Raw genomic sequence first — 21,091 nt, 5'->3', positions numbered from 1 at the left:
CCCCGTGCCCTGCGTGCGAAGCAGGCGCGGCCGAAGAGGTCGTGTGCACATTCGATTGCACAGCGCCCATGCTGATCGCAGTTGGCTCCGCGGAGCCCTCTCCGCGGTCGCTTGCTGCCACCCTCATCGATCGACCGGCCCATGCCACCTTCCAGGCACGGCGTCCGGGATTCGATCCTGCCCCCCCACGAACCACCTTCCTGAGCTGATCGGCCGCACCGCGTAGGTGACGGCCCGGCACTGCCATGTCCGTCGCATCGCGACGGGCCGGCGTCGAACGGACCCTCTCCTCTCAGGAATCTCCTCATGGCTACTCTTCCGGCACGCGCGCCTTCGCGTCGCCGCGTCCTGTCCGTCGGCTTGGCCGCACTGGGCGCCACGCTTGCCATCCCCACCCTTGCCCGGCCGGTCGCGGCAGACACGATCGATCCCGTCACCGCTCTCGCCTTCGACGGCTCCTCCGCCCTGGCCGCGTCCCCGCGCGGGTTGCTTCGCCGGGAGGGCGCCGCCTGGATCACCCTTGGGGGTGTCGAGCCGCCCTCTGCTCTCGCGGCGCATCCCGGTCGGCCCGGCACGCTCTTCGCCGGGCACGAGGACGGCACGTTACACCGAAGTCTGGATGGAGGCTCGAGTTGGACACGCGTCGGCGCGGGCTTGCCCCATGCGGCCATCCGCTCGCTCGCGGTGGGCGCCAGGACCCCGGACACCGTCTATGCCGCACTCGACGGAGATGGTGTGTGGCGCAGCGAAGACGCAGGCGCGACCTGGGCGTTCGTCATGGACCGCCCCTACCTCGACGGTGCGGAGCGTGACGTGCTCTCCCTCGTCTCCGTTGCGAGCGAGACCGGGATGGGAGGCATCTGGCTCTACGCCGGAACCGATGCCGGACTGACCCGTGTGCCCGACTGCTTCTGCCGATGGCAGGACGTCGCGGCGGGCGATGCGATGGACGCCCTCGTCGCTGGAAATGCCCCGCCGCCGCCCGCCGCACTTCCCGAAGGTGAGCCCGTGCGGATTCTCGCGCTCGCCCCCGACGATCCCGGACGCCTCTACGCGGCGCTGCCATCCGGATTGTGGTGGTCAGCGGATGCGGGAGTGAACTGGGAGCACGTGAGCCCCGAGCCTGCTGACACCCTCGCCGTCGATCCCACCGATCCGCAGCACGTGCTGACGGCCGGACCCGCCGGGCTTCGCGCCTCGCAGGACGGTGGACACACGTGGACGCCCTTCGACCTGAAAAAGGATACCTGACATGAAACGCACCATCTTCTCCGGCGTCGCCGTCGTTCTGGTCGCCGCTTCCGCCATCGGCTTTGCCACCCTCACGACTGCGGACCCCCGCGACGCGGCGAAGGCCCCGAGCGAAGCCGCCCTGCCCGCGGACCGGCAAATGACGATCTGGCGCGATCCCAACTGCGGCTGCTGCGACGCCTATGCCGACTACATGGAAGAGAACGGCTATCGCGTGACCCGGATCGACGATGTCGATTTCGACAAGCGTTCGATTGCGGTCGGTGTGCCCGAGGGGGGCCTCGGATGCCATCTGGCCGAAGTCGACGGCTACTACGTCAGCGGGTTGGTCCCGGCCGACATCGTCGCGCGTCTGACCTCAGAGCGTCCCGACATCGCGGGCATCACCCTGCCGGGTATGCCGATGAACGCCCCCGGCATGGCCGGCAAGAGCGGCACCCTGAAGATCTACGGCTTCTCGGACGCCGGCGTCACGGAGTTCTCCGATGAGTGATTGCTGGGATGCGATGACGTCGATGATGGGAAGCCCGATGATGGGCACCATGATGGTCGGGGCCGGGTTGGTCTTCGTGCTCGTGCTCGCGCTCGTCGTGCTGAGCCTGCTCGCCTTGGTCCGGTTCCTGAGGACCACGCGATGAGACGGGGGCCGAAACTCGCGGTCGCTGCCGGATCGCTCGCCGTCGCCGCACTTGCGGCGATGGCGCAGGGCACCACACGAGATGCCACGGGCGGCGCGTCAGAAGGCGCGGAGGAGGCCGCGGACCTTGCCGTGCTCGGGCGGCCCGTCACGCTGGGCATGATCGAGCTCGGTGCCGCGGTCTACGCCGAAAGTTGTGCAGCGTGTCATGGCGTGGAGCTCGAAGGCCAACCCGACTGGCGCCGGCGGATGGAGAACGGGCGCATGCCCGCCCCCCCGCACGACGGCACCGGCCACACTTGGCACCACGCCGACCGGGATCTCTTTCGGATCACCAAACTCGGCGTAGGCGGGGTGGTGCCGGGCTACGAGAGCGACATGCCCGCGTTCGAGGGACTGCTCTCCGACGACGAGATCACGGCCGTGCTGGCCTACATCAAGACGAGCTGGTCCGACCGGGAGCGCACCTTCCAAGCCGACGTCTCCGCACGCACCGAGGACGCGCGATGAGCGTGCAGGAGCCTTTGTCCCGCAGCACGCAGATCGCACGGCACAGCGCAATCGAAGTCGCTACCGATCGCCGGTTCCCGAAGCTGAGCCGACGCAACTGGCTTCTGGTCGCCCTCGCCGTGATCGGCGGCGGCATGGCCCTGAACTGGGGGTGGCTGACCGCGATCGGCGCCGCCCCCCTGATCCTGAGCTTGGCCCCCTGCGCCGCGATGTGCGCGGCGGGGCTGTGCATGCGCGGGGGATCTTCCGCCTGCGCCAGCAAGAACGATCCGGCAGCCAAGCCGGGCATTCCCACCGAATGAACCCCACCCGAAAGGATACGACATGACGACGATCTCGAAGCTGGCCGGCGCTGCCGTCCTCGCCCTCGCCCTGACCCCCGCCGCCCACGCGCAGGACACCCCCGCCACGGGCGAGGCGAAGGAGGGCGGTCACATGGACGGCGGCATGGCCGGCATGGGCTCCATGGCCGGAATGGAAGGCATGGAAGGCATGGAAGGCATGATGCCGATGATGATGAACCACATGAAGGCCTGCATGGAGATGATGAACTCCATGGAAGCCCACATGCAGGAGCATCGCGAGCAGGCCGACGAGGGCTGAACCGAGAACCCGCCCGGGCTCAGGCCCGGGCGGATCGAACGAAAGAACGGAGCGATGACTTCGGACCCATTCCCTTCCCGCCGCGCTACGTCGTCACATCCCGACTGGCTCGCCGTCTTGCGACGCTACTTCGCGTTCTCACTCGCCGGCCATCTGCTGTGGGAGATCGCGCACATTCCGCTCTACACGATCTGGACCGACGGAAGCGCCGGCGAGATCGCGTTCGCGGTCGTGCACTGCACGGGCGGCGACCTCATGATCGCCTTCAGCGCGCTTCTCCTTGCGCTCTTCGGGTTCGGAGATGCGGACTGGCCGCGCCGGACCTCGAGTCCGGTCCTCCTCGCCGCGGTGCTCATGGGCGTGGGCTACACGATCTTCAGCGAATGGCTGAACATCTCGGTGCGCGAGGCATGGGCCTATCGCGACATCATGCCGGTGATCCCGGTCATCGACGCCGGGCTGACCCCTTTCCTGCAATGGTTCGTCGTGCCTGTGGCGGCCTATTGGGCGGCGACGTCGCAATCACCCTTCCGAAGGATCGCCCGTGCTTGATGAGCGCGATCCGCCATCGCTCGCAGGACGAACGGCCCGCATGCCGGCCGCTCGACCCGCGAGCGTGAACCGAACGCCGGACGTGCGCGCATCCGAAATGCGGCTTCCGGCTGGAAGCCTAACAACCGGAGACTGAAGATGGATCACCAGCACCAGGAGGGCCACGCCCTGCCCGCAGATCGGACCGCGACCGATCCGGTTTGCGGCATGTCCGTCGAGGTCGAGACCGCACGGCACGTCGCCGAGCACGGAGGTGAGACGTTCTACTTCTGCTCGGCGGGATGCCGCGAGACGTTCGAGACCAGACCGGAGGTCTTCCTCGACCCGGCGCTGAAGGCCGCGCCCCCCGAACGCGCGGACGAGATCTACACCTGCCCGATGCACCCCGAGATCGAGCAGGTCGGGCCGGGCACCTGTCCGATCTGCGGCATGGCGCTGGAGCCGAAGGGCATTCCGATGACGGAAGGCCCGAGCGAAGAATACCTCGACTTCCGCCGCCGCTTCGTCGTGGGCGCGGCGCTGACCGTGCCGCTGGCGATCGTCGCCATGGGCCGGCACTTCGCGCCGAAGGCCTTCGCGATCATTTCCGCCCCCTGGCTCGACTGGATCGAGCTGCTTCTCGCGACCCCGGTGGTGCTCTGGTGCGCCCTGCCCTTCTTCGAGCGCGGCTGGGCCTCGATGCGGAGCCGCAACTTCAACATGTTCACGCTGATCGCGCTCGGCGTTGGCGTGGCCTACGTCTACTCGGTCGTGGCCACCGTCGCGCCCGGCCTCTTCCCGCCGCAGTTCCGCGGGCCGGAAGGCGAGGTCGGCGTCTACTTCGAGGCGGCCGCGGTGATCGTGACGCTGGTGCTGCTGGGCCAGCTTCTGGAGCTGCGCGCCCGAGAGCAGACGAGCGGCGCGATCCGCGCGCTCCTCGACCTGGCGCCCAAGACGGCGCGGCTGGTCGACGAGGCGGGCGAGCGCGACGTGCCCCTCGACATGGTCCGCTCCGGCGACTGCCTGCGCGTGCGGCCCGGCGAGGGCGTTCCGGTGGACGGCACCGTGGTCGAGGGCCGGTCCACGGTCGACGAGAGCATGATCACGGGCGAGCCGATCCCGGTCGAGAAGGCGGAGGGCGACCCGGTCACCGGCGGCGCGCTCAACCAGACCGGCAGCTTCGTGATGCGCGCCGAGAGGGTCGGCGCCGAGACGATGCTCAACCGGATCGTCGCCATGGTCGCCGAGGCGCAGCGCAGCCAGGCGCCGATCCAGAAGCTCGCCGACAAGGTGTCGGGATACTTCGTGCCGGCCGTGATCGGCGTCGCCATCCTGGCATTCGTGGTCTGGAGCCTCTTCGGCCCCGATCCGGCGATGGCTTTCGCGCTGGTCTCGGCGGTCACCGTGCTCATCATCGCCTGCCCCTGCGCGCTCGGCCTCGCCACGCCGATGTCGATCATGGTCGGCGTCGGCAAGGGCGCGGGCCATGGCGTGCTGATCAAGAACGCCGGGGCGCTGGAGCGCTTCGCCGCCGTCGACACGCTGGTCGTGGACAAGACCGGGACGCTGACCGAAGGCCGCCCCACCCTCGTCGAAGTCGTCGCCACGGACATGCCCGAGGAGGAGCTGCTCGGCCTCGTCGCGGCCCTCGAGGCGCAGTCCGAGCATCCTCTCGCCCGCGCGATCGTCGAGGGCGCCGAGGCGCGGGGCGTCGCCGTGCCCGGGGTTGAGGCCTTCGACAGCACCACCGGCAAGGGCATCTCGGGCCGCGTCGCGGGACGCGCCGTCGCGGCCGGGAACCGCGCGATGATGGAGGTGGCGGGCGCCGATGCGTCCGCGCTCTCGGAGCGGGCCGACGCGGCGCGCCGGAAGGGCCAGACCGCGATCCTCGTCGCCGTCGACGGGCGGGCCGCCGGCCTCGTCGCGGTGGCCGACCGCATCAAGGAGACGACGCCCGCGGCCATCGCGGCGCTGCACCGGGAGGACCTGCGGATCGTCATGCTCACGGGCGACAACGAGGTCACGGCGCGCGCCGTGGCCGCCGATCTCGGTATCGACGAGGTGATCGCCGAGGTGCTTCCCGCCGACAAGCAGGAGGCGGTCCGCCGCTTGCAGTCCGAGGGCCGCACCGTGGCGATGGCGGGCGACGGGGTGAACGACGCACCTGCCCTCGCGGCCGCCGACGTGGGGATCGCCATGGGCACCGGAGCCGACGTCGCCGTCGAGAGCGCGGGCGTGACCCTCGTGCGCGGCGACCTGATGGCGCTGGTGACGGCCCGTCGCCTGAGCCGGGCGACGGTCCGCAACATCAAGCAGAACCTGTTCTTCGCCTTCCTCTACAACGGACTCGGCGTGCCGGTCGCGGCGGGCGTCCTCTACCCGTTCACCGGGGTGATGCTCTCGCCGATCTTCGCCGCGGCGGCGATGAGCCTGTCCTCCGTCTCGGTGATCGGGAACGCCCTCAGGCTACGAGCAGCGCGCGTCGGGTTCAGATCCGACGAAAGTTGAAGACGTCCGCGGCGTCCCCTCTCACCGCTCAGCGCCGCGCCCCACGGGGCGCGGCCCGTCGATCCGCGGGACCGGGGGTCTACCCACCGCTCCAGTCGACCGGGTCTATGAACAACCCGAACCACGCCGACCACAGGCCCAGACCGACGAAGATCAGTCCCAGGAGCCAGCGACGCGGACGCAGCCAGTCCGCCAGCCCGTCGAACGGAGCAGCGAGGCGTGGTGCAACCGACAGGGGAAGGAGGGGCGCCGACAGGGTGAGCGCGAAGACCGACATCAACACGAAGCCCGACACCGGTGAGGCGCCGACGCTGGCGGCCCCGATCAGCCCGAAGAGGATCGGGGCCGCGCAGGCCGGGATGTTCAGTCCGAAGGCCAGCCCCTGCACGATCGGATCGGAGGCGAGCCGCCAGCGCTTTGGCGCGAGCCCGATGCGCCGCCGGAGCATATGGTCGCCGCCGAGCAGAATCGCCGCTCCGATGCCGATGTAGAGCGCGCCGAAGACGAGCCACATTCCGGTCTGAACGCCGATCAACGCCTGCCCGAGGAGGACGATCAGCCCACCGAAACCACCCATCACCAGTAGCCGCGCTGCGAGGAACGCCGTGACCGCCCGGAGGCGCTGCGCCGTGGAGCGGGTCTTCTGTCCGGCGAGGAACAGCATGTGCGCCCCGATCGTGCACGGCTCGACGAAGCCGAGCAGCCCGAGACCCGCGGCGAGCAGAAGGCTTCCGCCAGCGAGATCCATCATTCCTCCCTACACCTCCGGATCGGACGGCATCTATCGCCGCGAGGCGGCCGCATCCCCCGCCGCGAAGACGCGCGGGTTCGACGTCGACTGGAGCCACGGCTCGACCGTCACCCCACCCGGTTCGCGCTCGATGCCCCCGGCGGCGAGGTCGAGGTCGTCGATCGCCGGCACCCGTCCCGCGCCGTGAACCACGAGATCGGCGTCGATCGCATGGGGCTCGCCACCCGTCTCGTAAAGCACGCGGCTGCCACCATCGCCGGCCGCCTCCACTCGTTGGAGTGACGCCTCCGGCACGAACGCGATCCCCGCCGCGCGACTTCGCTCGATCAGCATGTCCACGAGATCGGGATCGAACGCCTTCAGGGGCCGTGCCCCGCGGTCCAGGATTGTCACTTCGGCGCCGGCGCGCGCGGCGATGTGGGCGAACTCGAACGAGATGTAGCCGCCCCCCGCGAACACGATGCTGCGCGGAAGCGCCGCGAGCTCGAGGAAGCCGGTGCTGTCGACGATCCGCTCCGCGCCGGAAATGTCCAGCGGACGCGCCTTGGCGCCGGCGGCGATCAGGGCGTGGCGGAAGCGGAACGGGCCGTGCCCCTCGATCTCCATCCGGTCCTCGCCCGTGAACCGGGCTTGGCCGTGCAAGGTTTGCACGCCCGCGTCCCGCAGGCCCGCCTCCATGCTCCCGGGCACCGGATCCGTAAAGGTCCGCTTGTGCGCCATCAGCGCAGACCAGTCGATCCGGGCGTCGCCCGCGACACCACGGCCGTCCATGCGACGGGCGGCCTCGACGGCCTCGGCGCCGGCGCGCAGCATCTTCTTCGGGTCGCAGCCACGTAGGGCGCAGGTGCCCCCGTAGGGCAGCGCGTCCACGATCGCGACCGACCAGCCGGCGCGAGCGCATTTCTTCGCAGCGTTGATGCCGGCCATGCCGGCGCCGATCACGACAAGGTCGAGCATGCTCTTCTACCTATTTGACTACGATGTTCGTGGCGGGACGAGGTCAGATCGGGGCCCGGGGGCCTGCGATGATGATCCCGGCACCCAGAAGACAGAAACCGGCGCCGATCAGATCCCAGCGATCCGGCCTGATTCCTTCGATGACCCAAAGCCAAGACAGCGAGGTCGCGATGTAGATCCCGCCGTAAGCTGCATACGCCCGACCAGCAGCGTTGCTGTCGATAAGCGTCAACAGGAAGGCGAAGACCGCCAGCGAAGCCAGGCCAAGCCCGATCCACCAGAACGGCGCGTCGAGCCGATACCAGGCCCAGAAGGCGAAGCACCCGGCGATCTCCGCGAGAGCGGCACCGACGTAGATGGCGAGGGTCAGCATATCTGTTCCATGATCTACGCATCCGGGTTTGCTACCCCGCGCAGCAGGACAGCGAGGCGACGTCCCGCTCGAAGGTCTGGGCGGCAAGCTTCAGCGCCTCGACCGTGGTGAGGTAGGGCATGATGGTCTCGCCGAGTTCCTCGTAGGTCATGCCCGCCCGCAGGGCCATCGCGGCGGTCTGGATGCTGTCGGCGCCCTCTGGTGCGAGGATCTGCGCGCCGAGCAGGCGCTTGGTCCCCGCGTCGGCCACCAGCTTGACGAGGCCCCTTGTGTCTCGCGCGGCCAGTGCCCGGGGCACCGCGTCGAGAGGCAGGACCGAGGTGACCACTTCGTGCCCGGCGGCACGGGCCTCGCGCTCGCTCATCCCGACGCCCGCCGCCTGCGGGTCCGAGAACACCACCCACGGCATCGCGCGGTTGTCGTAGCGCCGCGTCTCGCCCGACACCGCGTTGCGGGCCGCAAGTTTGGCACCGTAGGCGGCCATGTAGACGAAGGGGTCGCGCCCCGTGACGTCGCCCGCAGCCCAGACCTGCGGGTTGGCGGTGCGCATGTGGGCGTCGACCGCGATGCCGCCGTTCGCCTCCACCGCAATACCGGCGGCCTCGAGGTTCAAGCCGTCCGAGTTCGGCACGCGCCCCGTGGCCAGTAGCAGCCGCTCGGCGCGCAGCACGTCGCCGCCGGCGAGGTGCAGGGCGACGCCCCCGCCGTCCCGGGCGGCCCGCTCGTAGCCGGTCGCGCGCACGAGGCGGATACCGTCCTCTGCGAGATACCGCTCCAGCGCCGCGGCTACCTCGGGCTCCGCTTCCGGCAGCACGCCCCGGCGGCTGACCAGCGTGACCTCTACCCCGGCGCGGGCGAAGATCTGCGCCAGCTCCACACCGATGTAGCCTGCGCCCATCACCAGCATGGAAGCGGGCAGCGCGCGCAGCTCCAGCGCCGCCGTGCTGTCGAGCGCGCCCACGGCGTCCAGCCCCGGAAGGGCGGGCACGTGCGGGCGCGAGCCGGTGGCGAGGATCACCTTGCCGACAGCGAAGGGCACGCCGTCCACCTCGAGGCGTCCGCCCTCGCCGAACCGGGCATGCGCTTCGACGTAGTGGATGCCCTCGTGGCGCGGCAGCACGCCCGCATACTTCGCGGCGCGCAGCTCCTCGACCAGCGCCTGCTTGCGGTCCACCGTGGCGGCCCAGTCCACGATGCGGCCGCCGGCCTCGATCCCGCCGAAGCGGCCCGCCGTGCGGGCATGGTGCAGACTCTCCACGGCACGGATCAGCGCCTTCGAGGGCACGCAGCCGACGTTCACGCAGGTGCCGCCCAGCGTGCCGGCCCCGATCAGCGCGACCCGCGCGCCGGCCTCGGCCGCGGTGATCGCCGCCGAGAAGCCCGCCGATCCGGCGCCGATCACGGCGAGGTCATAGCGGCCGGGTTCTGGGGTGTGTGCGTCTCTCATGAGGTGCCCTCCGTGTGGGATCTGTTGCGGCGCCAGAGCGCGTAGAGGGTGATGGCGATGAACACCCCCAAGGCCGGCAGGAGCACGTAGTCGAGCCAGCCGAGCCAGGCGGACAGGCCCACCACCCCGAAGAGGACGACGAGCACCGGCGTGAAACAGCACAGCGCCACGATGACCGTTCCGACGATGCCCAGCTTGAGCAGACCGAAGTGATCGTCCTTCTCGGCGGAGTGCGGAGCCGGCGCGCTCACGAGCCGCTCTCCGGGACGAGCGCGGCGGCGTATCCGATGCCAGCGACGGCGGAGAGGATGGCCTCGGGATCGGTCGCCCCGTCGTCGTAGCGAAGCACATAGGTGCCGGTCCCGCCGGCGCCTTCGGCGAAGTCGACGATCTCGACCGTCTCGATGCGCCGCATCGTGGTCGCGACCACGTAGCCGCAGGATGGGCAGGTCAGTCCCGAGACGGCGATGCGCGCCGTCGCCTCCGCAGCGATGGCGCCGCCCGCCGACAGGATCAGCGCGGCGGCGGGAAGCAGTGTTTTCATGGCGGATGGCCTCATGGTCAGAACCTTAGGATGATGGGGGCGAGCAGCGGGAACGCGAGAGCGAGCAGGACGACGGCGGTGGCGATCCAGAGGAGCGCGCGCATCGCCGTGCGGCCCAACGGGCGCGCGCAGGTCCCGTCCCGGCAGGCCGCATCGGACGCCGGGCGGTAAGCGGACCAGAACCCGTAGCCGAGGGCCGCGGCGGCGAACGCGAAGGTCGCCCACTTCCAGGCGTAGAGCGCGCCGAGCTGGCCGATGAACACTCCGCCCACCCCGAGGCTCACGAGCGCGAGCGGCAGGATGCAGCACGAGGTCATCGCCAGCGCCCCGGCGACGCCGGCGCCGGTGGCGATCCATCCCCCCGGGTCGGTCCGCCCGCGGGGGGCTTCGGTGGTCCGTTCGGTCACTGCGCTGTCCCTCGTTGCGGCGTCGTGACGGGCAACGTAGGGTCTGTAGCAGCTACAGGATCAAGGGGCCTTTTCCATGGCGCGCGATCACGGAACGGCGAGCGACCTCCGGCGCTCCGATCTGGCCCGACGCACGGGCTGCAACCTCGAGACCATCCGCTACTACGAAGGCGTCGGCCTCATGCCCGATCCGCCCCGCAGCCCGGCCGGTCACCGCCGCTACGGGCCGCAGCACGTCGAGCGCCTGAGCTTCCTCATGCAGGCCCGCGCGCTCGGTTTCGCCCTCGAGGAGATCCGCGGCCTGCTGACGCTCGCCGGCCGGGGCGGCCACACCTGCGCCGAGGTCGAGCGGATGGGCCGCCACCACCTCGACGCGGTCCGCGCCAAGATCCGCGACCTCCAGGCGATCGAGGCCGTGCTGGCCGACACCGTCGCCCGGTGCACTGGCACGGCCGCGCCGGCCTGCCCCCTGCTCGACGTGCTGTCGGATGGGAGCGGGCCCGCGAGCTTAAGGGAGACGTCGCCGGAGTAGAGGCGGCGGACGTGCTTGGAGAAGCGAGCAGGCTGATCACGTCGTTAGGCATACCCATTCCGGACGACGACGCTTCTGCCCCCGCCGTTGGTGCAGGACTGAAGAATTTTGCACCACTCTTCGGCCGAGCAGCCCAGGGAACTTCGGTCTACTCGGCCGCTCAACAGAGGATGTAGCGCAGGTCGCGATGCCGATCCGAAACTTCCGCGCGAAGAATATGCGACGAAAAACGGCTTCCTATCCTTCCAGTATCCATGCTCGCCGAACTCGCTCGCTTGGTCCGGATCGTTCGTTCGATTGGCTCTGACGATGAATGACGACGACAGCTCGGTGTAGATGCGGACGGCCTCGCGGTAGGCACAGGCAACTGCGCACATATCCAGTGCCGGGATCGCGCGTTCGAATGGTTGCGACTGCACGGGACTGATAAGACCTCGAACGAAACGCCCCCGCCTGGCGCCGCAGCAAGCAGGACCCCCCGGACGCCCGACCTGGCCGCCCCCTCTTCGATCCGCTGGTCCTCCCGTGCGGCGCCACGCTGCGGAACCGGATTGCGAAGTCAGCGATGTCCGACTCCTTTGGCGATGGCGCCGGCCATCCGACCGCGGCGCAGGCGCGGCTTTATGAGCGCTGGGCCGAGGGGGGCGTCGGCCTGTCGATCGTCGGCGAGGTGCAGGCCCTTCCGGCGTTCGCCGAGAAGCCCGGGAACCTCGTGCTCGACCGGCACGCCAATCTCGATCGCTTCCGCGAGGTGGCGCGGCGCGGAACGGCCGGCGGAGCGCACTTCTGGCCTCAGATCGGACATGCCGGCGCGATGGCCTGTCCGCCGACCAGCACCCCCAAGGGGCCGAGCGCGCTCGACCTTCCAAGATTGCGGGCCGCCGCGCTGACCCCGGGCGAGATCGCGGCCCTGCCGGCGCAGATCGCGCAGATCGCGCAGACCGCGACGCTCGCCCGGGCGGCCGGCTTCACGGGCGTGCAGATCTACGCGGCGCGCGGGTTCCTCCTCAGTCAGTTCCTCTCGCCCCTCTTCAACCGGCGGGACGACGACTACGGCGGCCCCATCGAGAACCGCATGCGGCTCCTGCTGGAGGTCATCCACGCCGTGCGCGCGGCGATCGGCCCCGCCATGCCGATCGCCATTAAGATCAATGCTACGGACCAGTTTGAGGGCGGCCTCGGCGAGGACGACGTGCTCGCCGTCGTGGCTGCACTCGATTCCTGCGCGGTCGACCTGATCGACATCAGCGGCGGGACCTACTTTCCGGGCGCGAAGTCTGCCTCGGACAGCGGCGGCAAGGGGCCGTATTACCTCGAGTTCGCCCGGCGCGCGCAGGACGCGACGCGCACGCCGCTCATGGCGACCGGCGGGTTCAAGACCTTGGCGCAGGCGTCCGAGGCTGTCGCAAGCGGCGTGGTGGACGTGGTCGGCCTGGCTCGCGCCCTCGCGCTGGAGCCCGCCCTGCCCTCGCTCTGGCGCCGGGGCGAGCGCGCGGAGCCCGCGCTCCCCCGCTTCGATGCCCCGCCCGAAGGGGGCGTGACCGCATGGTTCACGATGTGCCTGACCGCCCTCGGCGCGGATCGTCCCTTTCCCGATCCTACGACACTGGACACGGTGATCGCGGCTTACGAGGCACGTGATGAGCGTCGCGCCGATATCTGGCGAAGGACGTTCGAATAATGCGGAACGCCGGGACACGGTCTTGTTCCGCGACTACGCCGATCTTGTGACAAGCCAACGGTCAGGTGGAGGATTGAGGGCGGTGATATAGCCGCCGCCCGCAGGCTGCCTGACGAATGATAGTCTCACACCTTTTTGGTGACCGAGCGGTTAGTGGGTCGGTCCGATCAGATGGGCTCGGTATAACTCATCTCTGCCAGTGCGGTCGCGGCGCACCCAGAGGAGAAGCGTTCCCACGACCAAGAGGTTCGCAAGGCCCGTTGCCGCGGCGATGCCGAACGCCACCTCGTGGCCGCCGGTCGCGTCGAAGAGCGCGCCGCCCAGGAAGCCGCCATTGGCGTGCCCGAACCAGCCGAACATGGTGACAACGCCGATCGCCATGCCCCGCCGTTCGGGTGCCGTCAGCGCCCCGATGGAGACCAGGACGCCCGTCATGACGCCAGCATAGCCGAACCCGTAGATGATCGCATAGCCGAGGAAGGCGCCGGCGTCCTCGAGCAGCACGAAGCCGTAGACCAGCGCCGCCATCCATGCGGTCGCGGTCATGTAGGCGGGCAGCGCGCCGATCACGTCGGCGAGCTTGCCGAAGGCGACCCGGCCGAGGATGGCGACGAGTAGCATGGCGAACACCACGCCGCCCGCCTCCTCGGCCGCGTGTCCGCGGTCCTGCACGAGCGGCACGAGGTGCATGAGCGGCACCGACATCGTGGTGCAGCACAGGACGATCGCGAGGCAGAGCGCGGGCACGACGACGTGAAAGGGCGGGTAGCCCGCCCTCGCCGTCGCGTTGCTCGCGCCGGAGGGCGGGGGCGGACGCAGCGTCAGGGCGAGGGGGACCAGCAGGACCAGCATCAGCACGCCCGTCGCGGCGAAGGTCGCGGCGGTCCCGATGCGCTCGATCGCGAGGGAGGAAGCGAACGGGACGCCGCCCTGCCCCAAGGCCTGACCGGCCGACACGACACCGATGGCGAGCCCCGCCCCGCCCGCCGCGAACCAGCGTCCGACATAGGCGATGACGGGCGGGAAAATCGCCGCCGCCCCAAAGAAGCCGGCCACGAACATGAACCCATAGAACTGCCACAAGGCGATGGCCAGCGCGGCGAGCAGGTAGCACGTGCCGACCACGATCGCCCCACCCAGCACCACGGGCCGCGTGCCGATCCGGTCGGCCAGCGCCCCCATGGGCAAGCCGCCGAGCGCGAGGCCCAGGATGCCCAGCGTGTTGATCAGCGCGATCTCGCCCCTCGACCAGCCATGCGCCGCCTCCAGCGGGACGACGAAAGCCGTCAGGCCGTTCACCATCGCCCCCATCGCCAGCGCGAGGATCAGAGCGCAGGCGAGAGCGAGCCTCCAGTGCCCGCGATGGGACGGCGCGCCGCCCGGCATCGCGGGCGCGCTCACGGCCGCGCCTCCAGGACCATGTTGAACGGCGTCTCGGTGGCGCGGCGGAAGCGCGTGAAGCCGGCGTCGCGGGCGATGGCGCCGATCCGGGCCTCACCGGCTTGCGCGCCGAGCGCCTCGCCCACCTCCTGGTCCAGGGAGGTGGGCACGCAGACCATGGTCGAGGCGGAGTAGAACAGCCGTCCGACGGCGTTCAGGTTGTCATTGAGCCGGTCGCCGGCGATCGGCTCCACGATCATCCAGACGCCGTCGTCCGCCAGCGTCTCGCGCACCCGCCGCGCCGCGCCGCGCGGATCACCCAGATCGTGCAAGCAGTCGAAATGGGTGACGAGGTCGTAGCCCCCAGCCGGGAAATCCGTGGCGGAGGCGACCTCGAACGTCACGCGGTCGGCGACGCCGTGGGCCTCCGCCTGCCGGCGCGCCTCCGCGATCGACCCCTCGTGAAAGTCGAACCCCTTGAAGCGCGCCTTGGGGAAGGCCTGGGCCATGAGAACCGTGGAATGGCCATGCCCGCAGCCCACGTCGGCCACCGTCCCGCCGCGGGACAGGCGCTCGGCGACGCCATCCAACGTCGGCAGCCACCGGCTCACAATGTTGTTCACGTAACCGGGCCGGAAGAACTTGCCCACTGCGCAGAACAGGCAGCCCGCCTGGTCGCCCCAGCCGACGCCCTCGCCGGTGCGGAACGCGTCGAGGACCATCGGCGTGTTGTCGTGCATCGCCGCCGCGAGGTCGAAAGCGCCGCGAAGGTTCACCGGGCTGTCGTCCCGGGCGAACACCATCGCCTGCTCGGGCGAGAGCGAGAAGCATTCGGACGTGTCGTCGTAGCTCACGTAGCCGGAGGCGGCCTGGGCGGACAGCCATTCGCGGGCGTAGCGCGGCGCGATCCCGGATCGCGCGGCGAACTCGTCCGCTCTCAAACCTCCGCCGTCGCGGAGATGCCCGTAGAGGCCGAGCTGGTCGCCGATGCGCACCAACGGCACCGAGAAAGCGCCTCCGAGATCGGCCAGCAGTTGGCCGATCAGGGCGTTGAGCCGATCCGGATCCGGGTCGGTGGACGCGGCCGCCAGCGTGGCGGCGCTCCGGGGCTCGGTCTTGTGATCGTTGCCCGAGGGCGCCTTCGGGTCGATGTTCGTTCCCGCCGTCGTCATGGCTTCCTCCCGTTCCGATCCAATTCCATGCTACCAGGATCGGTCCACCGGCACGGACGCGCATGAGGCGGATGTCCCGCCGTCGCCCGTCAGGCGCTGTCCAGGCGCCGCCCCCATGGGACGGACGTCCCACGAGGGCCGCGGATCAGCCCGGCGGCAGCCCGTCGCGGGCCATCGCGACGGCGGCGGCGCGCGTCGGGGCCCCGATCTTCTGCATCGCCTGGGAGACTTGGTTGCGCACCGTCTTGGCGCTCTTGGCCAACCGCGCGGCGATGGCGTCGTTGCCCAGACCCTCGGCCACGAGCCGAAGCACGGCGGCCTCGGCTGCGGTGAGGTCGGCGAAGCCGCCGCTCGCCCCTTGCGGCGTCAGCTCGGCCAGGAAGGCGCGCAACTCCGCGAGGAAGACGTCGAAGGCGGGCTCGCCCGCAAGTGGCACGTGGTTGCGCCCCTCGAGCGGCAGGAAGCGCGCTCGCGGCAGGAGCGTCGCGAAGCGACGCCCCTCCTCGAAGGGCACACGCGCGTCGCCGGTCATATGCGCCACCAGCGTCGGCACATCACACGCACGCGCGTCCTCGGTTACGTCGATGACCTGCAGCGCTTGAAGGATGCGCGCCGCGTCCTCAGGATGGGCCGATAAACGTTCGAGTTCCGTCCACCACTCGTGCTGAGTCGGGGTGCCGCCTGGGATAAAGAGCTCCGTGAACACCGCCCGAAAGGCCGCGTTGTCCCGCCCCCAGCCGAGCCGGACGAGGTTCACGAGTGTCTCCGCCTCCCGATCCGCCTCCGCGCCACCGCCCCGGGCTCGCAGCCCGCGCGCATAAGCCCCGAGCAGCACCAGCCCGGCCACGCGGTCCGGATGCCGTGCAGCGTAGCGCACCGCGATGGCCCCGCCCTGCGACATGCCCAGCAAGACGGGCCGCTCCAGCCCGAGCCCGTCGATCACTGCGGCGAGGTCGCCCACCATCCGGTCGAGCGACACGTCCGCCACGCCGCGGTCGGACAGACCGCAGCCCCGCTGGTCATAGCGCACGTAGGTCGCGATCCGCCCGACCTCCTCGAGCCACGGCGCCCAGACCGGCGAGGCGGCGTCGTGCTCGACATGGCTCAGCCAATGCGCCACGCGCACGATGGGGCTTCCATGCCCGTTCAGGGCAACGGCAAGCCCGACGCCATCGTCGGACCGAAGGAACCGCAGGTTCTGGCGGATGCGCATCATGCCAAATGCATAGCACAATGCCCGACCGACGTGCCCTATCGTTCGGGCGCGGTTGACCTAAGCCACGTTTCCCCCCCAGATTCGGGTAGAGTCTGTCCCGACGAAAGAGATGGACGGATGAGGAGATCGAGGTCCAACGAGGAGCGGATCATCGCGATGCCGAAGGAGCAGGGCGAGGCATGAGCCCGCCATCGGTTCGAGGCCATGCCGAGCGGCGTGGCGACCGCCGATGTCTGCCGGAACCACGGTGCCGGCTCAGCGACGTTCTGCGAATGGAAGGCCAAGCATGGCGGCCTGGAGGGCGAGCCTTGTCCGACACTGGTTCGAGGACACTGGTTCGAGGACAAGGGCGAGCGCGAAGAGGTCGGTCGTGGTCCATCTGCGCGAGGCGCACAGCGTGAACCAGCGGCGGGCATGCGCGGCGACGGGTTTCGACCGGTCGAGCATCCGGTATCGCAGCATCCGCCCCGACGACGCCGAGGCCAGGGATGCCATGAAGGCGGCGGGCCGTTGAGCGGCGTCGCTTCGGCTACCGGAGGATCCACGTGATGCTCGGCCGCCGGGGGATCACCATGAACCTTGAGACGCTCCGGCGGCCCTGCCGCGAGGAGGGGTTGCAGCTCAGGAAGCGCGGCGGTCGCAAGCGCGCGCTCGGCGCGCGCAGGCCGATGGTCGTGCTCGACGGGCCGAACCGGCGCTGGTCGATGGATTTCGTCGGCGACGCCTTCACGGACGGGCGGCGGTTCCGCCTTCTGGCCGTGGTCGACGACTCCAGCCGGGAATGCCTGGCCCTGGTGGCCGACACGTCGCTGTCGGGGGCACGGGTCGCCCGCGAGCGGGACGCGATCATCGCCGTCCGGGGCAGGCCCGCGACCGCGGTCTCGGAGAACGGAGCGGAGTTTACTTCTATGGCGATCCTGAACCCGGTGTTAGCGCACCGAGATCGCCTGGCGTCCGCCATGAGTTTCGGACCGATGGCGGCCACGTCGCGGACCATCGCGCCAGGCAAGTCCACCCGAGACACGCCTTCGTCGAGAGCTTCAAGGGGCGCCTGCGCGACGCGTTGCTGAACGAGACGCTGTTCAGCGATCTCCGCCAGGCGAGGGGCGCGATCCGGGCCTGGCGGGAGGACCACAACATCCGCCGCCCGCATTCGGCCTCGGGACATGTCCCGCCGGCCGAGTTCGCCGCGCAGATCAGACTGGACGACAAGGCCGCGTAGAGCGCAGACATCAACCCCAGGACTCTCCCCGCCGCTGGAGGAAAGTCAGGGCTCAAATCAGGTCTTATCGATGAGGATAAACTGCGATTCCACCTGATCCATTATTTGCAGTCCGTGGCTCGATGCGAGAAGCGGAAGCGCAAAACGAAGACTGAGCCGCGGAGTGGATGAGCGCGGCCGCGTAAGAGCGGGAGGATCCGGTGAAGAAGTATCCTTGGGCGACTGGCTCAGACATCCAGGGCGAACGCCTGTCTAAGTCCCTGCCGCCTGGCGAGAACATGCGCCGCATGCTTGCCGGGAAGAAGCCCCTCTCGCCCGAGAAGGTCTTCGGGAAGCTCTACTCTCTGCCCGAAGCCATCCAGGCCCTCGGGGTCGATCTCGCGACGATCGAGCGCTGGCGCGAAGACAGACAAATCGTCGTGTTAGATTCTGAAAAGCGCGGTCTCATCGTGCCTGTCGCTCAGTTCGAGGGCGGCAAGGTTCTGCCCGGTGTCGCGGACGTGCTTCGCATCGCGAGCGGGTCCGCAACCACCGCGTGGCTCTTCCTCAAGCGCCCGCACCACGCTTTCGACGGCCAGGCGCCTGTCGAGGCGCTGCGCGAAGGCCGGGTGCAAGAAGTCCTCGAGGCCGCCTCGCTGACCATCCGCTGAGCTCGTGTCCCCGCGGGGACGCATATCCGCGGCGTGCGAATGCTGCGATCATCAGGCGTGCGATCCGGACGACATCTCCGCAGTCTACGCCGCCGGTGCTTGGCGAAGCTCCACGTTCTGTCTTCAGGAGGCGGAAAGACCACTGCCTTCGCGAAAGCGGCACGGCGCGCGGCCGAGCCCGGAAAGTCCGTGGTCGCGATCGCGCACCGGCGCAATCGATGGCGCGTTCCACGCTTCGCTCGCGGCACCGCGCAATCCTCTGCGCGCAATTTCTGCCCACCAGCGGACGACCTGATCTCCTCGCCACCACAACGAGGAGTTCAGAATGACCCCAATCGCACTCGACGCCGCTCTCGCCGCCGCCGCTTTCGCCGGCTACGACCAACCCACCCTCGACGCCGGCCGCGAGGCGTGGCTGCGCAAGCGGCGTGTGCACCATCCCGCCGGGACCTGGGACAAGGCCGGCCGCTTCCAGATCGACGAGCACTGCCTCGCATGCGACCGCATCCGAGCGCCGTCGCGGGCCTGGCCGAAAACCCGGTGGAACCACGGCCACACGCCGAAGCACGTGGCCGCTCTGCACGGGGCGTGCGCGACCCGTGTGGGCCGGGTCATGCGGGTCCTCGATCTCTTCGCAGACCTGGGCCCTGATGCCTCGGCGCACGACCATGCCGCCGCGGAGATCGAGTCCGAGCGGATCCTGCGGCCGGGCAAGAGGACACGACGGACGGTCGAGGCAGCGTGAGTTCGATGCCGTTCGGGTTCGTCGGCATCGTCGCCTTGGACCCGTGGTCGCCCCTCAGATCGGGCGCATCCCCGCTGCCAGCCACCGGGCGAAGTCCGCCTCGCTCACCTCCCCCGCCGCCAGACCTTCCATCACTCGCACCCCCTCTATGGGGTCGGGACGGAAGGCATGGCCGTTGAGGCGCAGAAAGGTGAGGGCCGTCACGAAGGCGGTGCGCTTGTTGCCGTCCACGAACGCATGGGCCTTGGCAATTCCGAACGCGTAGGCCGCGGCGATCGCTGCCAAGCCCGCCGCATCGTCGTAGGCCGCGAGGTTCACGGCGCGCGCACAGCCCATCTCCAGAAGCCCCCGGTCGCGCAGGCCGGGCGCCCCGCCGTGGCGGGCGATCTGGCGGTCGTGGATCACGACGACGGCGGCGAGGGGCACCCAGATGGGCGCCGTCAAGCGAGCGCCTGCAGGAGGTCGCGGTTCTCGTCCATCACCACCTCGGCCGCGGCCAACGCCTCAGCCACGGAAGGGTCGTGGGCCATCACGCGAAGGGTGCCGTCGTCGCCGCGCACGACGAAGAGGGTGTCGCCCTCCTTGGCATCGAGCATCGCGAGCATCTCAGTGGTCAGCGTCATGACCGCGGAGTTGCCGACGCGGCGGATCTTGGTCTCGATCATCGCAAGTCCCTCATATACACCGACGTATATACGTAATGTTCGAGCGGAGACAAGTTGGTGGACCACCGGCCCGCAGGTCTGTGGCGACAGTCCCTGAGCTTCACTGGCCGGCCCCGTCGTGGTGCATGGCCACGTGAAAGATCACCGCGGGGGGAACGGGTCGGTTGAGCGGCAGTGCACGCAGCCACCGCAGTTGGCATCGAGAATGCAGGCCCCGCCCGAGACAACGTCGGAGGTCCATCCGGCAGAACGGGCGCGCGTCACGCCCGGAGCGGGCGCCAGAGCGTTCAGCTCGGGGCGCCCGACGGTGAGGGTCCCGATCTTGTCGAAGGCGACCACCCGGGCCTGTCCCAGCGCCTGCAGCGCGTCGCCGCGGCGGAACAGCACCCCCGTCTCGGCAGCGCGTCCGGTGCCCACCATGATCGACGTCGGCGTGGCAAGGCCCATGGCGCAGGGGCAGGCCACGATCAGCACCGACACGCCCGCGACCACCGCTTCCAGCGGCACTTCCTCGGTGCGCCCGTCCCGGACCCGCAGCGCGGTGCGCGGGCTAAGGTCAACCAACCGCACGATCGCAGTTCCGGTGCGGCCCTTGGCGCGCGCCTCGAGCCAGCGCCCAAGCAGGATCAGCGTCACGATCACCGCGGCCGCCTCGAAGTAGACGGCGCGCGTGCCCTCGGGGAACCGCCCTGGCAGGAGGAGAGCGACGGCGGAGTAGCCCCAGGCCGCCAGCGTGCCGAGCGCCACGAGGCTGTTCATGTCCGGCGAGGGCTACCCGCGATTTCGCGTAATGTGTCCTGCTTGCGGGACCACAACGCCCGGTCCGGATCTTCGCACAGCCCGAACTCGATCAGCGCGAACGACTCGTGGCGTTCCAAGCGTGGACGACGAAAGCGCGGCCGCCGAGGCGCGCGGCGACGAAGGAGTGGGCCAAAAACGCTGTGGCGTTCTCCGCAGGTTTGGCGAACGCCGGAGATATTGAACGCGCGCGGCCTCGATGCGCGATACAGGGCTTACACTTCTGCCGGGCCCCAAACCCGAAGGCCTCCACTGGTGGACGCTGGGCATCGCTTCTTCAGCGGATACCCTCTTCTCCCGAAGATCGAGCTTCGATCACCGATCTCGTGGAAGAGGTGCTTCCTGCAACCAACGATATGCTCCGCGGCAAGATCGACGTCATGCTCCGAGCGACCTCCAAGCGCAGCGCGTCAGACCGAGAATAGGAGCGCCGTTCTTATACCGAGGTCCAAGGAACACGGAGTTTGTGCTCCGATCGGGCAAGCCGCGACGTCCTCGGTAGCGTTCGCTA

At 69.6% G+C, this 21,091-nt stretch carries 24 protein-coding genes and 2 pseudogenes; 13 read left to right on the top strand and 13 right to left on the bottom strand.

Features of this window, described 5'->3' with window-relative positions; translation table 11 throughout:
• Positions 1 to 360: 360 nt before the first annotated feature.
• From K3554_RS08810 to K3554_RS08775, 8 genes are all read left to right on the top strand, one after another.
• On the top strand, positions 361 to 1,251 hold the full coding sequence (locus K3554_RS08810; protein ID WP_311200318.1) for an exo-alpha-sialidase: 891 nt from the start codon (positions 361 to 363) through the stop codon (positions 1,249 to 1,251).
• A 1-nt stretch (position 1,252) separates the two neighbouring features.
• Positions 1,253 to 1,744, top strand: a complete 492-nt coding sequence (locus K3554_RS08805; protein ID WP_259939298.1) for a DUF411 domain-containing protein — start codon at positions 1,253 to 1,255, stop codon at positions 1,742 to 1,744.
• Positions 1,737 to 1,889 (top strand): hypothetical protein, encoded by a 153-nt coding sequence (locus tag K3554_RS08800; protein WP_259939296.1) that lies wholly within the window; start codon positions 1,737 to 1,739, stop codon positions 1,887 to 1,889. The genes K3554_RS08805 and K3554_RS08800 overlap by 8 nt, the downstream gene beginning before the upstream one ends.
• Positions 1,886 to 2,398 carry a cytochrome c gene (locus K3554_RS08795; RefSeq protein WP_259939293.1) on the top strand — a complete coding sequence of 171 codons (513 nt, stop codon included), beginning with the start codon at positions 1,886 to 1,888 and terminating at the stop codon, positions 2,396 to 2,398. The genes K3554_RS08800 and K3554_RS08795 overlap by 4 nt, the downstream gene beginning before the upstream one ends.
• Positions 2,395 to 2,700, top strand: coding sequence for a hypothetical protein (locus K3554_RS08790; RefSeq protein ID WP_259939291.1), 306 nt, complete (start codon positions 2,395 to 2,397; stop codon positions 2,698 to 2,700). The genes K3554_RS08795 and K3554_RS08790 overlap by 4 nt, the downstream gene beginning before the upstream one ends.
• A gap of 22 nt (positions 2,701 to 2,722) precedes the next feature.
• The gene (locus tag K3554_RS08785) at positions 2,723 to 3,001 is read left to right on the top strand and encodes a hypothetical protein (protein WP_259939289.1); all 279 of its coding nucleotides are present in this window, start codon (positions 2,723 to 2,725) and stop codon (positions 2,999 to 3,001) included.
• A 54-nt stretch (positions 3,002 to 3,055) separates the two neighbouring features.
• Positions 3,056 to 3,553, top strand: coding sequence for a hypothetical protein (locus tag K3554_RS08780; protein ID WP_259939288.1), 498 nt, complete (start codon positions 3,056 to 3,058; stop codon positions 3,551 to 3,553).
• A 207-nt stretch (positions 3,554 to 3,760) separates the two neighbouring features.
• Entirely contained in the window at positions 3,761 to 6,040 is a 2,280-nt protein-coding gene (locus K3554_RS08775) for a heavy metal translocating P-type ATPase (RefSeq protein ID WP_259945863.1), read from the top strand.
• A gap of 79 nt (positions 6,041 to 6,119) precedes the next feature.
• Here the strand turns inward: K3554_RS08775 and K3554_RS08770 are convergent, their stop codons facing one another.
• The 7 genes from K3554_RS08770 to K3554_RS08740 are packed head-to-tail and all read right to left on the bottom strand — an operon-like array spanning position 6,120 to position 10,519.
• The gene (locus K3554_RS08770; RefSeq protein WP_259939286.1) at positions 6,120 to 6,791 is read right to left on the bottom strand and encodes a cytochrome c biogenesis protein CcdA; all 672 of its coding nucleotides are present in this window, start codon (positions 6,789 to 6,791) and stop codon (positions 6,120 to 6,122) included.
• Positions 6,792 to 6,821: 30 nt separating this feature from the next.
• Positions 6,822 to 7,733: an NAD(P)/FAD-dependent oxidoreductase gene (locus K3554_RS08765; protein ID WP_259939284.1), complete on the bottom strand. Its 912-nt coding sequence runs from the start codon at positions 7,731 to 7,733 to the stop codon at positions 6,822 to 6,824.
• Positions 7,734 to 7,791: 58 nt separating this feature from the next.
• Entirely contained in the window at positions 7,792 to 8,121 is a 330-nt protein-coding gene (locus tag K3554_RS08760; protein ID WP_259939282.1) for a YnfA family protein, read from the bottom strand.
• A 31-nt stretch (positions 8,122 to 8,152) separates the two neighbouring features.
• A complete protein-coding gene (gene merA, locus K3554_RS08755) occupies positions 8,153 to 9,568 on the bottom strand; it encodes a mercury(II) reductase (protein WP_259939280.1) in 1,416 nt (471 codons plus the stop codon).
• Positions 9,565 to 9,819, bottom strand: coding sequence for a mercury resistance system transport protein MerF (merF, locus tag K3554_RS08750; RefSeq protein WP_259939278.1), 255 nt, complete (start codon positions 9,817 to 9,819; stop codon positions 9,565 to 9,567). Before merF ends, merA begins: the two co-directional genes overlap by 4 nt.
• Entirely contained in the window at positions 9,816 to 10,112 is a 297-nt protein-coding gene (locus tag K3554_RS08745; RefSeq protein WP_259939275.1) for a heavy-metal-associated domain-containing protein, read from the bottom strand. The genes merF and K3554_RS08745 overlap by 4 nt, the downstream gene beginning before the upstream one ends.
• Positions 10,113 to 10,129: 17 nt before the next feature.
• Entirely contained in the window at positions 10,130 to 10,519 is a 390-nt protein-coding gene (locus K3554_RS08740) for a mercuric transporter MerT family protein (protein WP_259939272.1), read from the bottom strand.
• 76 nt (positions 10,520 to 10,595) lie between these two features.
• Here K3554_RS08740 and K3554_RS08735 point away from each other — a divergent pair, with 76 nt between their 5' ends.
• Together K3554_RS08735 and K3554_RS08730 are read left to right on the top strand one after the other, a co-directional pair.
• The gene (locus K3554_RS08735; RefSeq protein ID WP_259939269.1) at positions 10,596 to 11,051 is read left to right on the top strand and encodes a helix-turn-helix domain-containing protein; all 456 of its coding nucleotides are present in this window, start codon (positions 10,596 to 10,598) and stop codon (positions 11,049 to 11,051) included.
• A 514-nt stretch (positions 11,052 to 11,565) separates the two neighbouring features.
• Entirely contained in the window at positions 11,566 to 12,732 is a 1,167-nt protein-coding gene (locus K3554_RS08730; RefSeq protein WP_259945860.1) for an oxidoreductase, read from the top strand.
• A 150-nt stretch (positions 12,733 to 12,882) separates the two neighbouring features.
• Here K3554_RS08730 and K3554_RS08725 read toward each other — a convergent pair whose 3' ends face one another.
• The 3 genes from K3554_RS08725 to K3554_RS08715 form a co-directional block, all read right to left on the bottom strand.
• Positions 12,883 to 14,133, bottom strand: a complete 1,251-nt coding sequence (locus tag K3554_RS08725) for an MFS transporter (RefSeq protein WP_259939267.1) — start codon at positions 14,131 to 14,133, stop codon at positions 12,883 to 12,885.
• Positions 14,130 to 15,284, bottom strand: coding sequence for a class I SAM-dependent methyltransferase (locus tag K3554_RS08720; protein ID WP_259939264.1), 1,155 nt, complete (start codon positions 15,282 to 15,284; stop codon positions 14,130 to 14,132). Before K3554_RS08720 ends, K3554_RS08725 begins: the two co-directional genes overlap by 4 nt.
• Positions 15,285 to 15,429: 145 nt before the next feature.
• Positions 15,430 to 16,410 (bottom strand): alpha/beta fold hydrolase, encoded by a 981-nt coding sequence (locus K3554_RS08715; RefSeq protein WP_259939261.1) that lies wholly within the window; start codon positions 16,408 to 16,410, stop codon positions 15,430 to 15,432.
• Between the two features lie 294 nt (positions 16,411 to 16,704).
• On the opposite strand from K3554_RS08715, the pseudogene K3554_RS08710 reads away from it, so the two are divergent.
• The 3 genes and pseudogenes from K3554_RS08710 to K3554_RS08700 all read left to right on the top strand — a co-directional run bounded on the left by K3554_RS08710 (position 16,705) and on the right by K3554_RS08700 (position 19,117).
• Positions 16,705 to 17,722 (top strand): annotated as a pseudogene (locus K3554_RS08710) (IS3 family transposase).
• Between the two features lie 200 nt (positions 17,723 to 17,922).
• Complete coding sequence (locus K3554_RS08705; RefSeq protein WP_259939259.1) at positions 17,923 to 18,372, top strand: hypothetical protein; 450 nt, start codon at positions 17,923 to 17,925, stop codon at positions 18,370 to 18,372.
• A gap of 325 nt (positions 18,373 to 18,697) precedes the next feature.
• Positions 18,698 to 19,117, top strand: a complete 420-nt coding sequence (locus K3554_RS08700; protein ID WP_259939257.1) for a hypothetical protein — start codon at positions 18,698 to 18,700, stop codon at positions 19,115 to 19,117.
• Positions 19,118 to 19,171: 54 nt separating this feature from the next.
• Here K3554_RS08700 and K3554_RS08695 read toward each other — a convergent pair whose 3' ends face one another.
• The 3 genes and pseudogenes from K3554_RS08695 to K3554_RS08685 all read right to left on the bottom strand — a co-directional run.
• The gene (locus tag K3554_RS08695; protein ID WP_259939254.1) at positions 19,172 to 19,561 is read right to left on the bottom strand and encodes a type II toxin-antitoxin system death-on-curing family toxin; all 390 of its coding nucleotides are present in this window, start codon (positions 19,559 to 19,561) and stop codon (positions 19,172 to 19,174) included.
• Positions 19,558 to 19,782 carry a transcriptional regulator/antitoxin MazE gene (locus tag K3554_RS08690; RefSeq protein WP_259939251.1) on the bottom strand — a complete coding sequence of 75 codons (225 nt, stop codon included), beginning with the start codon at positions 19,780 to 19,782 and terminating at the stop codon, positions 19,558 to 19,560. Before K3554_RS08690 ends, K3554_RS08695 begins: the two co-directional genes overlap by 4 nt.
• A gap of 255 nt (positions 19,783 to 20,037) precedes the next feature.
• Positions 20,038 to 20,550 (bottom strand): annotated as a pseudogene (locus tag K3554_RS08685) (hypothetical protein); the annotation flags it as partial.
• Positions 20,551 to 21,091 lie beyond the last annotated feature (541 nt).

The sequence above is a fragment of the Jannaschia sp. W003 genome (assembly GCF_025144335.1).
GTDB lineage: Bacteria > Pseudomonadota > Alphaproteobacteria > Rhodobacterales > Rhodobacteraceae > Jannaschia.
The sequence above is the reverse complement of the archived record's forward strand: the minus strand, read 5'-3'. Positions and strand labels throughout refer to the sequence as shown.

What these genes read in the sequence shown, in the direction of transcription:
- K3554_RS08805 (WP_259939298.1), top strand. Translation starts at nt 1,253, where the DNA reads ATGAAACGCACCATCTTCTCCGGCGTCGCCGTCGTTCTGGTCGCCGCT.
- K3554_RS08800 (WP_259939296.1), top strand. Translation starts at nt 1,737, where the DNA reads ATGAGTGATTGCTGGGATGCGATGACGTCGATGATGGGAAGCCCGATG.
- K3554_RS08795 (WP_259939293.1), top strand. Translation starts at nt 1,886, where the DNA reads ATGAGACGGGGGCCGAAACTCGCGGTCGCTGCCGGATCGCTCGCCGTC.
- K3554_RS08790 (WP_259939291.1), top strand. Translation starts at nt 2,395, where the DNA reads ATGAGCGTGCAGGAGCCTTTGTCCCGCAGCACGCAGATCGCACGGCAC.
- K3554_RS08785 (WP_259939289.1), top strand. Translation starts at nt 2,723, where the DNA reads ATGACGACGATCTCGAAGCTGGCCGGCGCTGCCGTCCTCGCCCTCGCC.
- K3554_RS08780 (WP_259939288.1), top strand. Translation starts at nt 3,056, where the DNA reads ATGACTTCGGACCCATTCCCTTCCCGCCGCGCTACGTCGTCACATCCC.
- K3554_RS08775 (WP_259945863.1), top strand. Translation starts at nt 3,761, where the DNA reads ATGTCCGTCGAGGTCGAGACCGCACGGCACGTCGCCGAGCACGGAGGT.
- K3554_RS08770 (WP_259939286.1), bottom strand. Translation starts at nt 6,791, where the DNA reads ATGATGGATCTCGCTGGCGGAAGCCTTCTGCTCGCCGCGGGTCTCGGG.
- K3554_RS08760 (WP_259939282.1), bottom strand. Translation starts at nt 8,121, where the DNA reads ATGCTGACCCTCGCCATCTACGTCGGTGCCGCTCTCGCGGAGATCGCC.
- merA (WP_259939280.1), bottom strand. Translation starts at nt 9,568, where the DNA reads ATGAGAGACGCACACACCCCAGAACCCGGCCGCTATGACCTCGCCGTG.
- K3554_RS08745 (WP_259939275.1), bottom strand. Translation starts at nt 10,112, where the DNA reads ATGAAAACACTGCTTCCCGCCGCCGCGCTGATCCTGTCGGCGGGCGGC.
- K3554_RS08735 (WP_259939269.1), top strand. Translation starts at nt 10,596, where the DNA reads ATGGCGCGCGATCACGGAACGGCGAGCGACCTCCGGCGCTCCGATCTG.
- K3554_RS08720 (WP_259939264.1), bottom strand. Translation starts at nt 15,284, where the DNA reads ATGACGACGGCGGGAACGAACATCGACCCGAAGGCGCCCTCGGGCAAC.
- K3554_RS08700 (WP_259939257.1), top strand. Translation starts at nt 18,698, where the DNA reads ATGACCCCAATCGCACTCGACGCCGCTCTCGCCGCCGCCGCTTTCGCC.
- K3554_RS08690 (WP_259939251.1), bottom strand. Translation starts at nt 19,782, where the DNA reads ATGATCGAGACCAAGATCCGCCGCGTCGGCAACTCCGCGGTCATGACG.